The organism is Aestuariicoccus sp. MJ-SS9 (assembly GCF_032586235.1).
Classification (GTDB): Bacteria; Pseudomonadota; Alphaproteobacteria; order Rhodobacterales; family Rhodobacteraceae; genus Aestuariicoccus.
The window spans coordinates 148,666-166,807 of the sequence record NZ_JAWHTD010000002.1 but is presented as its reverse complement, the minus strand read 5'-3'; the positions used below and the strand labels follow the sequence as shown (position 1 = coordinate 166,807).

At 67.4% G+C, this 18,142-nt stretch carries 17 protein-coding genes; 8 read left to right on the top strand and 9 right to left on the bottom strand.

All coding sequences use genetic code 11. From position 1 onward, the window contains the following. Positions 1–68 precede the first annotated feature (68 nt). The 4 genes from RXV88_RS02555 to RXV88_RS02540 all read right to left on the bottom strand — a co-directional run bounded on the left by RXV88_RS02555 (position 69) and on the right by RXV88_RS02540 (position 4,630). Positions 69–404, bottom strand: a complete 336-nt coding sequence (locus RXV88_RS02555) for a cupin domain-containing protein (protein ID WP_316290436.1) — start codon at positions 402–404, stop codon at positions 69–71. A gap of 39 nt (positions 405–443) precedes the next feature. Continuing rightward, on the bottom strand, positions 444–2,783 hold the full coding sequence (locus RXV88_RS02550) for an aldehyde dehydrogenase family protein (RefSeq protein ID WP_316290434.1): 2,340 nt from the start codon (positions 2,781–2,783) through the stop codon (positions 444–446). Positions 2,784–2,870: 87 nt separating this feature from the next. Continuing rightward, complete coding sequence (gene deoC, locus RXV88_RS02545; RefSeq protein WP_316290432.1) at positions 2,871–3,863, bottom strand: deoxyribose-phosphate aldolase; 993 nt, start codon at positions 3,861–3,863, stop codon at positions 2,871–2,873. 83 nt (positions 3,864–3,946) lie between these two features. Next, entirely contained in the window at positions 3,947–4,630 is a 684-nt protein-coding gene (locus RXV88_RS02540) for a hypothetical protein (protein ID WP_316290430.1), read from the bottom strand. Positions 4,631–4,778: 148 nt separating this feature from the next. Between RXV88_RS02540 and RXV88_RS02535 the strand changes: the two genes are divergently transcribed. The 5 genes from RXV88_RS02535 (at position 4,779) to RXV88_RS02515 (ending at position 11,873) form a co-directional block, all read left to right on the top strand. Beyond that, on the top strand, positions 4,779–5,759 hold the full coding sequence (locus tag RXV88_RS02535) for a metal ABC transporter solute-binding protein, Zn/Mn family (protein WP_316290429.1): 981 nt from the start codon (positions 4,779–4,781) through the stop codon (positions 5,757–5,759). 4 nt (positions 5,760–5,763) lie between these two features. Beyond that, a complete protein-coding gene (locus RXV88_RS02530) occupies positions 5,764–6,564 on the top strand; it encodes a metal ABC transporter ATP-binding protein (RefSeq protein ID WP_316290427.1) in 801 nt (266 codons plus the stop codon). A gap of 1 nt (position 6,565) precedes the next feature. After that, positions 6,566–7,777, top strand: a complete 1,212-nt coding sequence (locus RXV88_RS02525; protein ID WP_316290426.1) for a metal ABC transporter permease — start codon at positions 6,566–6,568, stop codon at positions 7,775–7,777. Then, positions 7,767–8,672 (top strand): metal ABC transporter permease, encoded by a 906-nt coding sequence (locus RXV88_RS02520; protein WP_316290425.1) that lies wholly within the window; start codon positions 7,767–7,769, stop codon positions 8,670–8,672. The genes RXV88_RS02525 and RXV88_RS02520 overlap by 11 nt, the downstream gene beginning before the upstream one ends. 132 nt (positions 8,673–8,804) lie before the next feature. After that, positions 8,805–11,873, top strand: a complete 3,069-nt coding sequence (locus RXV88_RS02515; protein WP_316290424.1) for an error-prone DNA polymerase — start codon at positions 8,805–8,807, stop codon at positions 11,871–11,873. Here the strand turns inward: RXV88_RS02515 and RXV88_RS02510 are convergent. Beyond that, positions 11,870–12,559, bottom strand: coding sequence for a helix-turn-helix transcriptional regulator (locus RXV88_RS02510; RefSeq protein ID WP_316290422.1), 690 nt, complete (start codon positions 12,557–12,559; stop codon positions 11,870–11,872). The two genes, RXV88_RS02515 and RXV88_RS02510, sit on opposite strands and share 4 nt — an antisense overlap. 72 nt (positions 12,560–12,631) lie before the next feature. Between RXV88_RS02510 and RXV88_RS02505 the strand changes: the two genes are divergently transcribed. Genes RXV88_RS02505 through RXV88_RS02495 form a run of 3 tightly spaced genes read left to right on the top strand, consistent with a single transcriptional unit; the run spans position 12,632 to position 14,964 of the window. Then, on the top strand, positions 12,632–12,955 hold the full coding sequence (locus RXV88_RS02505; RefSeq protein ID WP_316290420.1) for an NIPSNAP family protein: 324 nt from the start codon (positions 12,632–12,634) through the stop codon (positions 12,953–12,955). After that, complete coding sequence (locus tag RXV88_RS02500) at positions 12,952–13,296, top strand: antibiotic biosynthesis monooxygenase (RefSeq protein WP_316290418.1); 345 nt, start codon at positions 12,952–12,954, stop codon at positions 13,294–13,296. Before RXV88_RS02505 ends, RXV88_RS02500 begins: the two co-directional genes overlap by 4 nt. A 27-nt stretch (positions 13,297–13,323) precedes the next feature. Beyond that, complete coding sequence (locus RXV88_RS02495; RefSeq protein ID WP_316290416.1) at positions 13,324–14,964, top strand: hypothetical protein; 1,641 nt, start codon at positions 13,324–13,326, stop codon at positions 14,962–14,964. Positions 14,965–14,968: 4 nt separating this feature from the next. On the opposite strand, the gene RXV88_RS02490 is transcribed toward RXV88_RS02495, so the two are convergent. The 4 genes from RXV88_RS02490 to uraH all read right to left on the bottom strand — a co-directional run bounded on the left by RXV88_RS02490 (position 14,969) and on the right by uraH (position 18,056). Continuing rightward, positions 14,969–16,153 carry an amino acid aminotransferase gene (locus RXV88_RS02490; RefSeq protein WP_316290414.1) on the bottom strand — a complete coding sequence of 395 codons (1,185 nt, stop codon included), beginning with the start codon at positions 16,151–16,153 and terminating at the stop codon, positions 14,969–14,971. Beyond that, positions 16,153–17,007 carry a 3-mercaptopyruvate sulfurtransferase gene (gene sseA / locus RXV88_RS02485; protein ID WP_316290601.1) on the bottom strand — a complete coding sequence of 285 codons (855 nt, stop codon included), beginning with the start codon at positions 17,005–17,007 and terminating at the stop codon, positions 16,153–16,155. Before sseA ends, RXV88_RS02490 begins: the two co-directional genes overlap by 1 nt. A gap of 115 nt (positions 17,008–17,122) precedes the next feature. Next, positions 17,123–17,596, bottom strand: a complete 474-nt coding sequence (smpB, locus tag RXV88_RS02480) for an SsrA-binding protein SmpB (RefSeq protein WP_316290412.1) — start codon at positions 17,594–17,596, stop codon at positions 17,123–17,125. Positions 17,597–17,696: 100 nt separating this feature from the next. Further along, positions 17,697–18,056, bottom strand: coding sequence for a hydroxyisourate hydrolase (gene uraH, locus RXV88_RS02475; RefSeq protein WP_316290410.1), 360 nt, complete (start codon positions 18,054–18,056; stop codon positions 17,697–17,699). Positions 18,057–18,142: the final 86 nt, after the last annotated feature.

The following is an 18,142-nucleotide window of genomic DNA, read 5'->3' as shown; positions in this document are numbered from 1 at the left end:
TGTCAGGCGCGCCAGCACCGCCGATCTGGTGCCGCAGAGCCCCACCGGACCTGCGTGGCAGGGCCCCGTCAGGCCTTCAAGGCATAGCGGTCCGGTTCCGCGAAGAGGTCGATCAACACCGACCCTGCCGGCACCTTGACCGCGTGCAGCGTGCCCGCCGGGATGTCGTAGGTCTCGCCCGGGCCGTAGGTCCGGGTCTCGCCGTTCATCGTCAGGGTGACCGAGCCCTCGACCACCGTCCCCCATTGCGCGCCATGGGAATGTTCGGGCAGTTCGATGTCCTCATGGATGCAGAAGAACACTGCCAGCCCCTTGTCCGTGCGCATGGCATGGGTCGTCACCTTGCTCTCGGGCAGCGGCAGGTCGATGGCGGGAAAAGCGCGGATGAAATCGGGCAGTGTCATGGAGCAATCCTTGTATGGCAATGCCCCAGCCTACCACGCTCACGCGCCATAGGGCACCCAGACCGTCTTGACCTCGGTCGCCGCCTCCAGAAAGGCGCGGCCCTCGCCCTCGGCCCCCATCCAGTCCCGCGCCTGGCCGTCGTTCACCCAGGTCCGCTTGAGATTGCCCGCAGCCCCCCGTTCGATCACCGCCGACAGGTCGGTTTCGGAAAACGACCAGACCGCCTCGATATCCATGTGCTGCGCCAGCGTCGGGGCCAGCTCGGCATGACTGCCGGTCAGGATGTTGACCACCCCGCCAGGCACATCCGAGGTATCGAGGACCTGGTAAAGATCCGCCGCGATCAGCGGGAAGGGATCCGAGGCCACCAGCACCACCCGGTTGCCCATCGCGATGGCCGGGGCCATCAGCGACACCAGCCCCAGAAGCGGCAACTCATCCGGGCAAAGCGCCGCGATCACCCCGCAAGGCTCGCGCATCGACAGCGCCACGCCCCTGAGCGGCACCTGCGCGACCCGCCCGTCGAACTTGTCGGCCCAGGCGGCATAGGTGAACAGCCGGTCGACCGCCGCATCGACCTCGGCCCCGCCCGAACGCTTGCCGGTCAGCCTGTCGATCCGTGCGGCCAGCTCGTCGCGCCGCGCGGCCAGGTTCTCGCCGATGTAATAAAGCACCTGCGCGCGGTTGTGTGCCGTGGCGGCGGCCCATCCCTTGGCGGCGCGCGCGGCCTCGACCGCGTAGCGCACGTCCTTGCGATTGGCCAGCGGCGCCTGCCCGATCAGCTTGCCGCTCCGGTCATAGACGTTCCTGGCATAGCCGCCATCGGGCCGCGCCTGCTTGCCGCCGATATAAAGCTTGGCGGTGCGATCCACCAGCTGCGGCTCGGCCTCTTCGCCGGCGAAGGGCGCGATCGATTTGAGCGGTTTATTTTTGCCGCCCGGCCGGGTGTAGGCGCGCAGGCCCTCCCAGCCGCCCTCGCGCCCGAAGCCGCTTTCGCGCACACCGCCGAACCCGGCGGCGGCGTCGAACATATTGGTGCCGTTGACCCAGATCACCCCGGCGGCCAGCCGCGGCGCGATGTCCAGCGCGACGTTGATGTTTTCCGACCAGACGCTTGCGGCCAGCCCGTAGCGCGTGTTGTTGGCCAGCTCGACCGCTTCGTCCGGTGTGCGAAACGTGGAGGACACCAGAACCGGGCCAAAGATCTCGTCCTGCATCAGACGCGACGCGGGCGACAGCCCGGTGATCAGCGTGGGCGGGTAGAAACAACCCTCCGGCAGAGCGCAGGCGGCGCGATAGATGTCGCCCTCGGAATTGCCGTCGACCAGCGTGGCGATCCGGTCGCGCTGCACCGGATCGACGATGGCGCCGACGTCGATCGACTTGTCCAGCGGGTCGCCGATGCGCAGCTTGTCCATCCGGGCGCGCAGTTTGGCATGGAAGCGCTCGGCGATGCCCTCCTGCACCAGCAGGCGCGACCCGGCGCAGCAAACCTGCCCCTGATTGAACCAGATCGCATCGACCAGCCCCTCGATGGCGCTGTCGATATCGGCGTCCTCGAAGACGATATAGGGCGACTTGCCGCCCAGCTCGAGCGTCAGCGCCTTGCCGGTCCCGGCGGTCGCTTCGCGGATACGGCGGCCCACCTCGGTCGAGCCGGTAAAGGCGATCTTGTCGACATCCGCCTTGACGATCATCTCGCCCACCGCGCCGTCGCCGGTGACGATGTTGACAACGCCCCTGGGCAGACCGGCCTGGCGGCAGATATCGGCGAAAAGGAGCGCGGTCAGCGAGGTCCATTCGGCGGGCTTGAGAACGACCGTGTTGCCCATCGCCAACGCCGGCGCGACCTTCCAGGCCAGCATCAGCAGCGGGAAGTTCCAGGGAATGATCTGCCCGCAGACCCCCTGCGCGACCTGCCCGGGCAGTTCGGCTTCCATCAGCTGTGCATAGCCAGCGTGATGGTAGAAATGCCGCTGTGCCAGCGGAATGTCGATGTCCCGCGCCTCGCGGATCGACTTGCCGTTGTCGAGGCTTTCGAGCACCGCAAAAAGCCGCGCGTGTTTCTGCAGAAGCCGCGCCAGCGCATAGAGATGCCGCGCCCGGCCCTTGCCGCCCAGCCGCTCCCACGGGCCCTGCGCCCGGCGCGCCGCCGCGACGGCGGCGTCGACATCCGCCTGGGTGGCCTGGGTGACGCTGGCCAGCACTTCAGACGTGGCCGGGTTGCGGCTGTCGAAGCCGTCGCCGGGCCCGGTGAACGCGCCGTCGATGAAATGGCCGAATCGCGCGCCCTGATCGACCAGCCACGCCAGAGCGTCGCCCGAAGCCTCCGGAGCGGGGCCATAATCCATCGTCTCGAATATCTCTTTTACGCCCATGGTCTTGTCCCTCCGTCGCGCCGCCTGCCCCGGGGCGCGTTTTCTTGCAAAGAAAACGATCCGGATTTTTTGAAAAAATCCGGCGCCTCAGCCGATCGCGTGGCGCCAGTTCGCGGAATAGGCGCCGGTCAGGTGATGCTCCAGTTGCCGTTCGATATCGCCCAGAAGGCTCGATGCGCCGAAACGGAACAGATCGGGCCGCAGCCAGCGGTCGCCCAGTTCTTCCTTGATCAGCGCCAGATACGTGATCGCGTCCTTGGCCTTGGAAATCCCGCCCGCCGGTTTGTAGCCGATGCGATAGCCGGTGACCTCGTGATAATCGCGGATCGCGCGGATCATTACCAGGCTGACCGGCAGCGTGGCGTTCACCGCCTCCTTGCCGGTCGAGGTCTTGATGAAATCCGCGCCCGCCATCATGCAGACCAGCGACGCCCGCGCCACGTTCTGCAGGGTGCCAAGTTCCCCGGTCGCCAGAATCGCCTTCACATGCGCCGCGCCGCAGGCCCGGCGAAATGCGCGCATCTCGTCGTAAAGCGCTTGCCATTGCCCCGTCAGCACCAGGCGGCGCGAGATGACTATGTCGATCTCCTCGGCCCCGGCCTTGACGCTTTCCTCGATCTCGGCCACCCGCAGATGAAAGGGCGACAGCCCGGCCGGAAAGCCGGTACTGACCGCCGCCACCGGGATACCGGAGCCCGCAAGCGCCTCTACCGCCGTTTCGATCATGTCATGGTAGACGCAGACCGCCCCGGTCGTGAGATCCGGCAGGCCGAGCGCCTCTAGGATATCCGCCCGCGCCGGCTGTCGCGCCTTGGCGCAGAGCCGCCGCACCCGCCCTGCCGTGTCGTCCCCCGACAGCGTCGTCAGGTCGATGCAGGAAATCGCGCGCGCCAGCCAGGCCGCCTGATGCGCCTTTTTCACCGACCGCCGCGCCGGCAGCGTCGCCGCACGCCGTTCGATCGCCGAGCGGTTCGCGGTGGCGCGCATCACCCAGTCCAGATCGAGCGCCATGCCCGGATTGCGGTCGCCGCCGTGATCCGGGGCCGGGGTGCTGCGGTGCGAAATATCGGTCACGTTCATGGCGGACGCCCCTTGTTGGACAAGCCTCGAATCTGACGGGATTCCGTGCCTCTGACAAGCCCGGTCTCCGCAGCGTCACCCTGTCAGCGGATCAGGTTGGAAAACCAGCGCAGCAGCCGGTTCTTCTGCGGCCGCAGGATTTCCAGATGCAGGATGCGCGGTTTCGGCTGGTCCGACCAGATCAGTTCGGACGCCTCGAAGATCCGTTTGTTGAACTGCGGCGGGAAGACGTAGAACCGGATGTCCGAATGCCAGAGTAATTCGCGGAACGTCACCTGGTCGATGCCGAAACCCGCCTCGACGAAGGCGCGGCTCCAGTCGCGGAAGAAGGCGGTCGTACGGTCGGATTTGCGGTAGAGCAGAACGCCGCAATTGATCTCGGGAAAGGTCTCGGGGATCTTCGTCTTCCAGACCTTGTTGTGGCGCGGCCGGTGCCAGAGCATCACATGCGCGCCGCAGATCTCGAACTTTTCCAGCAGATCGAAGAGGCTGCCCAGATCAGCCCTGATCATGGTGTCGTTGTCCAGATAGAGCGTCTCTTCGAACGGGCTGTCGGCCAGCAGATCGACCTTGGGGCGCGGCAGGCCTTCGGGCATGACGAACCCATGGTCAAAGCCGCTGGTGTCGTCGCCCGCATGGCAAAAGATCGCGGTCTGAATATCCGGGTTGTGCTTTTTGACGCTGGCGGCAGAGCGGCGCGCCACGTCCACATGCTTGGTCCCCCAGGCGATATAAAGCACCCCGCGTTTCGTCGGCGTCTGCGCCATGTCCCCGGCCCTTCTTGCGGTTTCGCCCCTGTCTATGGTCTGCCGCAGGGTGAGTAAATGGCGAGCGTTCGGCGCATTTGCGCCGTCTTTCTTGCGAATAAGTCGCATTCTCCTTGACGTTTTGCGAACGCTTCGCATATTCAATGCTATGACACACGCGCATTCCATTCTTTCGACTCACCGCCGCGGCTTTCTCGCCGGGCTGGCCGCTGTCACGCTTTTGCCCACCGGCCTGCGGGCGCAGGGCATCCTTAACGTCGTGGCCACGACCGGCATGATCGCCGACGCCGCCCGTGCGGTGGGCGGCGACCTGGTCGAGGTTCAGGCCCTGATGGGCCCGGGCGTCGATCCGCACGCCTATCGCCAGACCCGCACCGATATCGTCGCGCTGACCCGCGCCGAGCTGGTGCTGTGGAACGGTCTCTACCTCGAGGCGCAGATGGAACCTTTCTTCGAACGGCTGGCCGGGCGGGTTCCCGTCACCGCCGTCGCGGGATCCGCGCCGGAAGACATGCTGCTGCGCCACGCCGATTACGAAGGCCGCGCCGATCCGCATCTGTGGATGGTGCCCGAACTTTGGCGCCACGCGGTTCTGGCCGTGCGCGACGCCATGAGCGAGGTGCGCCCGGAAACGGCCCAAACCTTTGCCGCCAATGCCGACGCCTATCTCGCCGAAATGGACGAGGTCGCCGAATACGCCCGTACCTCGCTCGGGCAGATCCCCGACACCGCCCGCGTCCTGATCACCGCGCATGACGCCTTTGGCTATTTCGGCCGCGCCTATGGCTTCGAGGTGATGGGCATTCAGGGCCTCTCGACCGAATCCGAGGCCGGATTGCAGCGCATCGGCGAACTTGTGGACATCCTGGTCAAACGGCAGATCGGCGCGGTCTTCGTCGAAAGCTCTGTCTCTGACCGCAACGTCCGCGCCCTGATCGAGGGCGCCGCCGCGCGCGGCCACGAGGTGCGCATCGGAGGCGAGCTTTTCTCCGACGCCATGGGCGCGCCGGGCACCTACGAGGGCACATATGTCGGCATGATCGATCACAACGTGACCACCATCGCCGCCGCCTTGGGGGCAGACGTCCCGCCACGCGGCATGGCCGGCAAACTGGCCGCGGGGAGCTGACGATATGAGCGCCATCGAACTTGCCGCCGAAAACGGCCAACCCGTGACCGAGGACCTGAGCCAAAGCCCGCTCGCCATCCGTGGCATGACCGTGTCTTACGGCGAACAGCCGGTGATCTTCTCGATCGACATGACGGTCCGCCCCGGCGAGATGACCGCCATCGTCGGGCCCAATGGCGCGGGCAAATCCACCCTGCTCAAGGCCGCGCTCGGCATCGTCAAGCCGCTGTCGGGCCGCGCGCTGATGCATGGCAAGCCGATCGCCGCGCAGATGGACCGCGTCGCCTATGTGCCGCAGCGCGCCAGCGTGGACTGGGATTTCCCGACGCAGGTGCTCGACGTGGTGCTGATGGGGCTTTATCGCGAGCTTGGCCTGCTGCGCCGCGTGCGCGCGCGCCATATCGCCCATGCGATGGATTGCCTGCGCCGCGTCGGGATGGAGGATTTCGCCGAACGCCAGATCGGTCAGCTTTCGGGGGGCCAGCAACAGCGGGTTTTCCTGGCCCGCGCGCTGGCGCAGAAGGCAGACCTTTATCTGCTGGACGAACCCTTCGCCGGGGTCGACGCCGCGACCGAGCGCGCCATCATCGACGTGCTCAAGGCCCTGCGCGACGAAGGCAAGACCGTCGTCGCCGTGCATCACGACCTGTCGACCGTGCCGGCCTATTTCGACAACGTCTTCCTGATCAACCGCCGCCGCATGGGCGAAGGCCCGGTGGCCGAGGTCTTTACCGACGCCGCGCTGCAGGCGACCTATGGCGGCCGTCTTGCGGCCGGGCAGGCGGGCCTGACGGCGGCGGGCTAAGATGCTCGCCGACGCGCTGCTTTTGCAACTGGGCTACAACGCCACGCTGGTGGCGCTGGGGGCGGCGGCGCTTGGGGTGGCCGCCGGGGCCACCGGCACATTCCTCTTTCTGCGCAAGCGCGCGCTGGTGTCGGACGCGGTCAGCCACGCGACCCTGCCGGGTCTGGCGCTGGCGTTTCTCATCATGGTGGCCCTTGGCGGCGACGGGCGGATGCTGGCGGGCCTGCTGCTGGGCTCTGCGGCCTCGGCGCTGGCGGGGCTGGTCTGCGTCAGCTATCTGACGCGCCACACACGGCTGAGCGAGGACGCCGCCATCGGCGCGGTCCTGTCGGTCTTCTTCGGCTTCGGCATCGTTTTGCTGACCGTGATCCAGACCCTGCAATCGGGCCGCCAGGCGGGGCTGGAAAGCTTTCTGCTCGGCTCGACCGCCGGGATGCTGCTGTCGGATGCCCTGCTGATCGCCGGAGGCGGTATCGCGGTGCTGCTGGCAGTGACGGCGCTGCGCCGGCCCATGCTGATGGTCGCCTTCGACCCGGGCTATGCCGAGGTGCAGGGCGTGAACGTGCCCCGCATCGACCTTGCGATCATGGCGCTGGTGATGGCCGTCACGGTCGTGGGGCTCAAGATCGTCGGGCTGATCCTGATCGTGGCGCTGCTGATCATCCCGCCCGTCGCCGCGCGCTTCTGGTCCGACCGGGCCGAACGCGTGGTGCTGATCGCCGGGCTCTTCGGCGGGCTTGCGGGGTATCTCGGCGCCGCGATCTCGGCTGTCGCGCCGGATCTGCCGACCGGCCCGATCATCGTGCTGATCGCCTTCGGGCTGTTCCTGGTCTCGATTCTGTTCACCCCCGGGCGCGGGGTGCTGGCCGGGCTCTACCGCTACCGCCGCTTCCAGCGCGAGGTGCACCTGCGGCAGGGGTTGATGGCGCTAGCCCATGGCCAGCCGGTCTACGAAGGCCTCACCCGCCGCCTGCTGCGCCGCGCCGACTTCCAGCGCGCCGACGGCGTGACCACCGCCGAAGGCCGCGCCGCCGCCTCCGCCGCGCTGCGTGACGAGGCCCGCTGGCAGGCCCTGCGCGCCTCGGACAGGCTGGCGGAACTGGCCGTGCGCGACGACGGGCTGACCCGCATCGACGAGGTGCTGACCCCGGATCAGGTGGCCGAACTGGACCGGCGCCGCGCCGGCCCCAGGGAGGTGCCGGATGGGCTTTGAATTCGTCGCCCTGTCGCTGCCACCGCTGCTGATCGGCCTTTTCGCAGCCGTGGCCTGTGCGCTGCCCGGCAACTTCCTGCTGCTGCGCCGCCAGGCCCTGATCGGCGACGCCATCAGCCATGTGGTGCTGCCCGGCATCGTCGTGGCCTTCCTGCTGACTGGGGCGGTCACCACATGGCCGATGATGATCGGCGCGGGCGCGGCGGCGCTACTGGCAGTGCTGGCGATCGAAGCCATCCGCCGCGCCGGCCGGATCGAGGCCGGGGCCGCCATGGGTGTGGTCTTCACCACGATGTTCGCCGCCGGGGTGCTGCTGCTGGAACAATCCGACACATCCGGCGTGCACCTCGACGTGGAACACGCGCTCTACGGCAACCTGGAAAGCCTGATCTGGCTGGACGCCACCGGCTGGGCCTCACTGCTGGATCCGGCCGCGCTGGCGGGACTGCCCCCGGAATTGCTGCGCATGGCCGCGACGCTGGCGCTGGTGGCGCTGGTGCTGGCGCTGTTCTGGCGGCCGCTCAAGATCTCGACCTTCGATCCCGGCTTCGCCCGGACTTTGGGGCTGCCCGTGGGCGCGCTTGGGCTGATGCTGGTGGCGCTCGCCGCCATGGCCGCCGTCGCCGCCTTCGACGCCGTGGGCTCGATCATCGTCATCGCCATGTTCATCTGCCCGCCCGCCGCCGCCCGGCTGATGACCAACCGTCTGGGCGTGCAGGTTGCGCTGAGCGTGCTCTTCGCCGCCCTGTCGGCGGTCCTGGGCTACGTGCTGGCGGGTTACGGCCCGCTCTGGCTGGGCTCGGCCAACGCCGTGTCCGCCGCAGGCATGATCGCGACGGTCTCCGGCCTGATCCTTGCGGCTGGCGCGCTGGCGGGGCCGCACAGGCGCGCCTGATCCCTTCTTCTTGGCAAAAATACTCACGCCGCGCCCTCCGCCCCGGGCACCCCGCCGGAATAACAGCGCCCCCGGACAAACACCGCCAACAGGACTCGAAAGTAGAACAAAAATAGAACATAGTGACTCGTCATGTTTGCCGAACTGTCGATCACCTCGAACTTCACCTTCCTCACCGGGGCCTCCCACCCCGAGGAATACGCCGAGCGGGCTGCCCTGATCGGCCTGCCCGCCATCGCCATTGCGGACGAGAACTCGGTCGCGGGCATCGTGCGCGCCTGGACCCGGACCCGCGACATCGCCCGGCAGGCCGCCGAACGTACCGAGGCCGAGGCGCGCGACGGCCCCATCGGCCCGCCCTGCCCCCACGGCATCGCCAGGCCGCCCTCCCCCGATATCCGCAACGTGCCCCGGCTGATCCCCGCCGCAAGGCTGGTCTTTGCCGAAGGCATCCAGATCACCGCGCTGGCCGCCACCCGCGAGGGCTGGGCCCGGCTCTGCCGGCTGATTTCCAAGGGGCGGCTCCGGGCGGCCAAGGGCCAGTGCGATCTGCGCCTGGACGACCTGATTTCGGGCGCGGACGGGCTCGAGCTGCTCCTCCACGGCCCGCCAGAGGCACCGCCGGCGACGCCCGGCGCGGGCAAGTGGTACGCATATGCGCGACGGCTGACGCGCCGCTTTCCCGGGCAGGTGCATCTGCTGCTCTGCCCGCGCTACGACGGCGGCGACGGGGCCCGCTTCGACCGTCTGGCGCAGGTGGCCGCCGAACTCGGCATCCCGACCCTGGCCAGCGCCGCGCCGCGCATGCATCACGGCCGCCGCCGCCGGCTGGCCGACGTGCTGAGCGCGATCCGGCAGGGAACCCGCGTCGACCGGCTGGGCCGCGCGGCGCTGGCCAACGGCGAACAGCGCCTGCGCAGCGGGCCCGAGATGCGCGCGCTGATGCCCGGGCACGAGGCCGCCATCGACCGCAGCCTCGCGCTGATCGACAGATGCACCTTCGATCTGGGCCAGCTGCGCTATGAATACCCCTCCGAGATCACGGCCGATGAAACCGCCACCCAGCGGCTGTCGCGCCTGGCGCACGAGGGGCTCAACTGGCGCTACCCGCAGGGCGCGCCCGACAAGGTGCGCCGCCTGCTGCAGCACGAACTCGCCCTCATCGCCAAGCTGAAATACGAGCCCTATTTCCTCACCGTCCGCGACGTGGTCGCCTTTGCCCGCGATCGGGGCATCCTCTGCCAGGGCCGCGGATCGGCGGCCAATTCGGTGGTCTGCTATTGCCTCCGCGTCACCTCCGTCTCCCCCGAGATCGGCACCATGGTGTTCGAACGTTTCGTGTCCGAGGCCCGCGACGAGCCGCCCGACATCGACGTCGATTTCGAACACGAGCGCCGCGAAGAGGTGATCCAGCACATCTACGACCGCTACGGCCGGCACCGCGCGGGCCTCTGCGCCACGGTGATCCACTATCGCGGCAAGCGCGCCATCCGCGAGGTCGGCGCGGCCATGGGGCTGAGCCAGGACACCATCGGCGCGCTGTCCTCGCAGCTCTGGGGGTTCTTCAGCACCAACGGGCTGGAAGATCAGCGCATGCGCGAGATCGGGCTCGACCCGAACGACCGGCGGCTGCGGCTGACGATGGAGCTGATCTTCGAGATCATCGGCTTCCCCCGCCACCTCAGCCAGCATGTCGGCGGCTTCATCATCACCGAAGGGCGGCTGGACGAGCTGGTGCCGATCGAGAACGCCACGATGGAGGACCGCACCGTAATCTGCTGGGACAAGGACGATATCGACAGCCTCGGCATCCTCAAGATCGACGTGCTGGCGCTGGGGATGCTGACCTGCATCCGCAAGGCCTTTGATCTGCTGAAGCAGCACCACGGCCAGAGCCACACGCTGGCCACGCTGCCGCCTGAGGATCCGCGCGTCTACGACATGCTGTGCCGCGCCGACACCATCGGGGTCTTTCAGGTCGAAAGCCGTGCGCAGATGAACTTTCTGCCGCGCATGCGGCCGCGCTGTTTCTACGATCTGGTGATCGAGGTCGCCATCATCCGACCCGGCCCGATCCAGGGCGACATGGTGCATCCCTATATCCGCCGCCGCAACGGCGAGGAAAAGGTCGAGTTTCCCTCGGACGACCTAGGCCAGGTGCTGGGCAAGACGCTGGGGGTGCCGCTGTTTCAGGAGCAGGCGATGCAGATCGCCATCACCGGCGCGGGCTTCACCCCGACCGAGGCCGACCGGCTGCGCCGCAGCCTCGCCACCTTCAAGAAACACGGCAGCGTCAGCGAATTCCGCGGCCGGTTTCTGAAGGGCATGGCGCGGAACGGCTATGATGCGGAGTTCGCCGAGCGCTGTTTCAGCCAGATCGAGGGCTTCGGGTCCTATGGCTTTCCGGAATCCCATGCCGCCAGCTTTGCGCTGCTGGTCTATGCGTCGAGCTGGCTCAAGCATCACCACCCGGGCCTCTTCGCCTGCGCGCTGCTGAACTCCCAGCCCATGGGCTTCTACGCCCCCGCCCAGATCGTGCGCGACACGCGCGAACATGGGGTCACCGTGCGCCCGGTCTGCGTCAACGCCAGTTTCTGGGACAACGTTATGGAGCCCGATGGCCACGGCGGGCTGGCCCTGCGGATGGGGTTCCGCCAGATCAAGGGGCTGAGCGAAGAGGACGCCAGCTGGCTGACCGCCGCGCGCGGCAACGGCTATGGATCGGTGCGCGACGTCTGGCGCAAGGCGGGGCTGGGCCCCGCCACGCTGACCCGGCTGGCCGAGGCGGACGCCTTTCGCGATCTGGGCCTTGCCCGCCGCGACGCGCTGTGGGAGGCCAAGGCGCTGGCGTCGGACAAGCCCCTGCCGCTCTTTGCCGGGGATATCGACGGCGAGATCATCGACGAACCCGCCGCCCACCTGCCCGCCATGACCGAAGGCGAAGAGGTGGTCGAGGATTACGTCGCCCTGCGCCTGACCCTGCGGCGGCATCCGGTCGCGCTCTTGCGGCATGTGCTGACGCCCGGGGCGGGCGGTGCCGGGGCGGGCGGTGCCGGGGGCGCTGCCCCCGCCGATCGAAGATCGGCTCCCCCGGGATATTTGGGGATCAGTGAAACGAGGGGGCGGAAGAAAGCCGCCACGGGTGCGAAAGGCCCCCGCCGGCAGTTTCCGGTTCCCGAGACCCGCGCCGCGCCGGATTAGGCGACGGGGGCCGGAAAGGCCTTTGCGAAGGCGCGGTCGCCCGGGGGCGTGAAGCGGATCACCCGACTGTCCGGATCGCGCCGCGCCCAGCCGGTTTCGAACATCCGTTGCAGAAAGGCGCGGCCCAGCGAGCCTGCCAGATGCGTGCGCCGCTCGGACCAGTCGAGGCAGGCCCGGCAGAGCGGCGCGCGGTTGCGGCGCAGCGCGTCGAGGTCGACCCCGAAACCCGCCGCGAAGTCCTCGCCCTCCGGGGTCAGGGCGACGCGGTCGGCCTCGGCCGTCAGGATGCCGCGCGCGATCAGGCTGTCGAACATCTGCACGCCGCGATCCCCGGCCAGGTGGTTGTAGCAAATCCGGGCGCGGCGCAGATCGGCGTCGCGCGGACCGGTGCGGGTGCGCAGGTGGCCACTGCCCGCCGAGAGCCCCATCAGCGCCTCGAGCACCCCGGCCACAGCATCAGAGCCCAGTGTGACGTATTTGTGCCGCCCCTGTTTGCAAATCCGCACAAGCTCGCCCGCCTCGAGCCGCGCCAGATGCGCGCTGGCGGTCTGCGGCGTGATCCCGGCCTCGGTCGCGAGTTCCGCAGCCGTCAGCGCCTTGCCGCCCATCAGCGCCGTCAGGATGTTCGCGCGCGCCGGATCGCCGATCAGCGCGGCCACGCGGGCAATGTCGGGTCCGTCTTTCATAGTTCGATACTGAACGAAGCATTCGCCGCGGTCAATGCCGTAGCAAGGCAAAGTCAACACACAGGAGACCCCATGCTGACCGGCATCATCCGCTACCAGATCGACCCGACGAAAAAGGCGCAGTTCGAACGCTACGCCCGCAATTGGGGCCAGGCGATCCCGCGCTGCGGCGCCGATCTTGTGGGGTATTTCGCGCCGCATGAGGGGTCCTCGACGCTGGCCTACGGCATCTACAATATCGACAGCCTCGCCGCCTACGAGACCTACCGCGCACGGCTGGCCGCCGACCCGCTGGGGCAGGAAAACTATGCCTTCGCCCAGGCCGAAAAGTTCCTCTTGCGCGAGGACCGGACGTTTCTGAAACTCGCCTCGACACCACACGGGACAAAATCATGATCGCCATCATCTTCGAAGTCATCCCCGCCGAGGGGCGCAAGGCCGAATACCTCGACATCGCCGCCGAAATGCGGCCCATGGTCGAAGAGGTCGAGGGGTTCATCAGCGTCGAGCGGTTCCAGAGCCTGACCAATCCCGGCAAGCTTTTGTCGCTGAGCTTTTTCGAGGACGAGGACGCGGTGATCCGCTGGCGCAAGCTGGCGGCACACCGGCGGGCGCAATCCAAGGGGCGAAACGGCGTCTTCAGCGATTACCGGCTGAAGGTGTGCCACGTCATGCGCGATTACGGCATGTTCGACCGCGCCGAGGCGCCCGAGGACAGCGTCGCCTGCCACGGCTGACGCCGTCGTTGCACGCGAAGGAGCGCCATGCTAGCCGCGAGCCGCAGCCATCCCGGGTCCGACATGTTCCGCCAAGACGGTTTTCTCATCCACTCCGCGGCCCCGCCCGAGGCTGGGCTGGCCTTTGACGGCTACGCCTTTGCCGGGGCCGATTTCATCGTCGGAGAGGCCGGATTGCGCGACTGGCAGGCGGCGGGCCACGGCCCGCTGCCGTGGCATTGCGACGGTGTCTACATCCTGATGCGGCAGGCCGAGGGGCAGATCGGCGTCAGTTCGGATGCGGCGGGGTACCGGCATCTGTTCTACTACGCCGAGGACGGCCATTGGGCGGTGGGGGAGTCCTTTATCGCGCTGGTCGAACACCTGCGCGCTCAGGGCCTGCCACTGACCGAGGACAAGGCCCATTCGGCCGCCTTCCTGTCGCGCAAGCAATTGTTCCAGCAGCTGACCACGCGGCACACACCCGTGCGCGAAATCCGCCTGCTGGGCCGTGACGAGCGGATCGAGATCGCCGATAGTCGGCTGCAGGTCCGGCGGGAAGCGCGTAAGGCCGGGGCGGATTACCCGGCGGCGCTGGCGGACTTTCTGAACACCTGGCTGTCGCGCTTTATGACGCTGCAGGCGCGGCCCGAGCGGCGGCTCTTCTTCCATTTGTCCGGCGGGGTCGACAGTCGGGCGGTTTCGGCCTTTTACGTCTATCTGCGGGATCGTTTCGGGCTGAGCGACCGCGTGACCTTGCGCAGTCTCGACGATCCCGCCCATACCGAGGACCACCGCGTCGTGACGCAGCTGGCCGAGGCGCTGAATCTGGGCGTGAACGATCTGCCGATGCGGCCTGTCATCCCGCTGAGCGCGGAGGCGTCGCTCGCGCTTTGGAAACGGCACTCCGCCGGGGCCTATTCGCCCGTGCGCCTGCCCAGGCGGCGGTTCGATCCGCGCGATCTGCATATCACCGGGCACGGCGGCGGCGGCTACAAACGGCCGCTGACCGCGCGCGAGACCAAGGCGTTCCTTGACCGGATGCGGCAGGCCTATGGCTATTTCGGGCATGGCGACCGGGCCCGCTGGATGGCGGATTTCGAGGCAGAGCTGGCCGATCTAGGCCAGCAGGTTTCCGACTCCGGGGATATCTACAACCTCTTCGGGCGGGTCAGCCGGTCGCGCTTTCACAGCGGGCAGGCGGCCACTTACAAGACGCAGATCAGCCCCTTCGACAGCCTGCTCGCCGAGGCCGCCGCCGATGCGCGCCCGCCGGAGGCACGGCTGCGGTTGCAGTTTCATTACGACGTGTTGGCCAGCCTTGCGCCGGCGTTGCTGGAGCTGCCCTTCGACGATCCGCGCAAGTCGCCCGGAGCCGACAATCTGGCGGCGCTGACGCGGGTCGAGGGCCTGGCCCCGCGCCCCGGCGCGGTCTACGGGGCTTTCACGGTCCCGGAGGCCGAGGAGGTGGACGAAACCGACCCGTTACGCGTTCTGGCCGAAGAAGTGCGGGCCAACCTCGGCGATCTGCCCAAGGCGCGGGTGACGTGGCTTTTCCGCTGGCGGCTGAACCGCATCCTGCGCGGGATCGCGCGGGGGCGGCGCGCCGATCCGGTGACGCTCCGCCATCTGCACGCGGCTTGGCTGCTGATCCGGCTGCGGCAGGCGGGCGTGACGCCCGACGCCTGACCCGTCAGACGCCCGCGTCGACGATCGCCTGGGCCAGGATCGGCACCGAGGTCTTGTTCAGCCCCGCGATGTTCAGGCGCGAATCCCCGACCATGTAGATGCCGTGATCCACCCGCATCTTTTCGACCTGTTCCGGCGTCGCCCCAAGGCGCGAGAACATGCCACGGTGCTGCGCAATAAAGCCAAAGCGGTCGGACCCGGACAGCCGCTGCAGTTCCGACGCCAGCTGTTCGCGCAGCGTCAGCATCAGCTTGCGCATGTCCTCGACCTCGGCCTGCCAATCGGCGCGCAGGGCGTCGTCGTTGAGGATCATCGTCACCAGCCGCGCGCCATGGTCGGGCGGAAAGCTGAAGTTCTGGCGGTTGAGGTAATTCAGCGTGCCCTGGTTGAGCTTTTGCGCGCCCGCGTCCTGCGACACGGCCATCAGGATGCCGGTGCGTTCGCGGTAGATGCCGAAGTTCTTGGAACAGCTCGCCGCGATCAGGCATTCCGGCAGGGACGAGGCAATGAGCCGGGTCGCGGCGGCGTCATCCTCGAGCCCGTCGCCGAAGCCCTGGTAGGCGATGTCGATCATCGGGGTTGCGCCGGTCTTTTGCAGGCTGGCCACGACCTCTTTCCACTGCGTGATGTTCAGGTTCGCGCCGGTCGGGTTGTGGCAGCAGCCGTGCAGCAGCACCACGTCGCCTTTTCTGGCCTGACCGATGTCCTCGAGCATCGCATCGAAGGCGACGCCGCGGGTGTCGTCGTCGAAATAGCGGTAAGGCACCATTTCGATGCCCATATGCTTGAGGATCGACAGGTGGTTCGGCCAGGTCGGGTCGCTGACGAAGACGCGCGCGCCGGGGTTGGCCTGACGGATCAGGTCGAAGCCCTGACGCACCGCGCCGGTGCCGCCGGGCTGCGCCGCCGCCGCCACATTGGCGCGCGGCACGGCATCGCCCAGCACCAGCCGGATCATGGCGTCGCCAAAGGCCGGATCACCGGCCAGGCCGGTGTAGGACTTGGTCGTCTCGGCCTGCCAGAGCTGCTGCTCGGCGGTCTTGATCGCGCGCATGATCGGGGTGTTGCCCGAGGCATCCTTGTAGACCCCTACGCCGAGGTCGATTTTCTGCTCGCGCGGGTCCTCCTTGAATGCCTGCATCAGCATCAGGATCTTGTCGGCGGGTTGCTCTTTCAGGGTCTCGAACATCAGTCTTCTCCGGTGGCGACGGGCAGCGTGGGGAAGGCGCCCCATTCGCTCCAGGACCCGTCATAAAGGGAATGGTCGGTCTTGCCCAAACGCTCAAGCGCAAGGGACAGGATCGCGGCGGTCACGCCGGATCCGCAGGTGGTGATGGCGGGCTTGGACAGATCGACGCCAGCGGCCTCGAAAATGGCGCGCAGGTCGTCTGTGTCCTTCATGGTGCCAACGTCGTTGAAGAGGCTGTCATAGGGCACGTTCTTCGAGCCCGGGATGTGACCGGCGCGCAGGCCCTCGCGCGGCTCGGGCGCCTCGCCCCGGAACCGCGCGGCAGAGCGCGCGTCGATGATTTCGGCATTGCGCAGTTTAGAGGCCTGGCTGACCTGGGTCACGTCGCGCACAAGCTGGTTCTGGCGGCGCACCGTCATGTGCCGGTCACGCACCACCGGCGGCAGATCCTCGGTTTCGCGGCCCTCGGCGATCCACTTGGGCAGGCCACCGTCCAGGACGGCGATGTCCTGCTGCCCCATCAGCCGGAAGAGCCACCAGACCCGGGCCGCCGAAAACATCCCCGCGCCGTCATAGACGACGACCTGATGGCCGTCCCCCACCCCCATGGCGCGCAGGCGCGACATGAATTTCTCGATCGGCGGGGCCATATGCGGCAGGTCCGAGCGGCTGTCGCTGATATCGTCGATGTCGAAATAGCGCGCACCGGGGATATGCGCCTCTTGATATTCGGCGCGCCCGTCGCGGCCCATGTCCGGCAGATACCAGCTGGCGTCGAGAATGCGCAGATCGGGATCCCTGAGATGCCGCGCCAGCCAGTCGGTCGAGACCAGCGTTTTGGGATCGTCTTGCAGCATCGGCACCCCCGGGACAGCGTGGATTACGCCGATGTCCATAAGGGTCAATGGCCTCACTGACAAGGGCTGCGGCCGTTTGCACTGTGACCGGGCGCAGGTACGGCTCGCCGCCTCAGCCGCCCTGCTTGAGCAGCCGCTGCTTTTGCCGGTTCCAGTCGCGCTTGGCCTCGCTCTCGCGCTTGTCGACGGTCTTCTTGCCCTTGGCGATGCCGATCTTCAGCTTGGCGATGCCCTTGTGGTTGAAATAAAGCACCAGCGGGACCAGCGTCATGCCCTTGCGCTGCGTGTCGTTCCAGAGCCGCGCCAGTTCTTTCTTGCTGACCAGCAGCTTGCGGCGGCGGCGCTCCTCGTGGCCGAACATGGCGCGCTCGTAGGGCGCTATGTAGGAATTGACCAGCCAAAGCTCGCCGTTTTCTACGGCGGCATAGCTCTCGGCGATGTTCGACGGGTTCTCGCGCAGGGATTTGACCTCGGAGCCCTGCAACAGGATCCCGCATTCGAGATCGTCCTCGATCGCGTAATCATACCGCGCGCGCCGGTTCTCGGCGATTACCTTGTAGTTGGGGTTGTCGGGTTTCTTGGCCATGGGCGGGACAGATAATCATTCCCGGCGCCCACGTCCATCACCCGCGCCGCAATCTTGAGAAAGATTGCGGACCGATTTTTTGCCAAAAAATCGGCCCCGCCTAGCTGCCGCGGTAGGTCGAATACCCATAGGGCGACAAAAGCAGAGGCACATGGTAATGCGCCTCGGCATCGGCCATGCCGAACCGGATCGGCACCTGGTCCAGAAACAGCGGATCCTCACCCGCCTGCCCGGTGGCGCGCAGATAGTCGCCAACGAAAAAGACCAGCTCGTACTGTCCGGTCCTGAACGCGTCTTTCGGCAGAATCGGCGCATCGGTACGTCCGTCCGCATTGGTCACCGTCTCTGCGATCTTGCGATGAGAATTGCCCGAGACGCGGTAGAGCACGACGGGTATCCCTTCCGCCGGGCAGCCGCGCGCGGTGTCCAGCACATGGGTGGTGAGATATCCTTCGGACATGGCGATCGCTCCTTTTTGCGGCACAGACTACAGTTTTCGCTGAAAACCGCGCCCTGCCAAGCGCGCGAAGGTCTTTTCGGAAAATC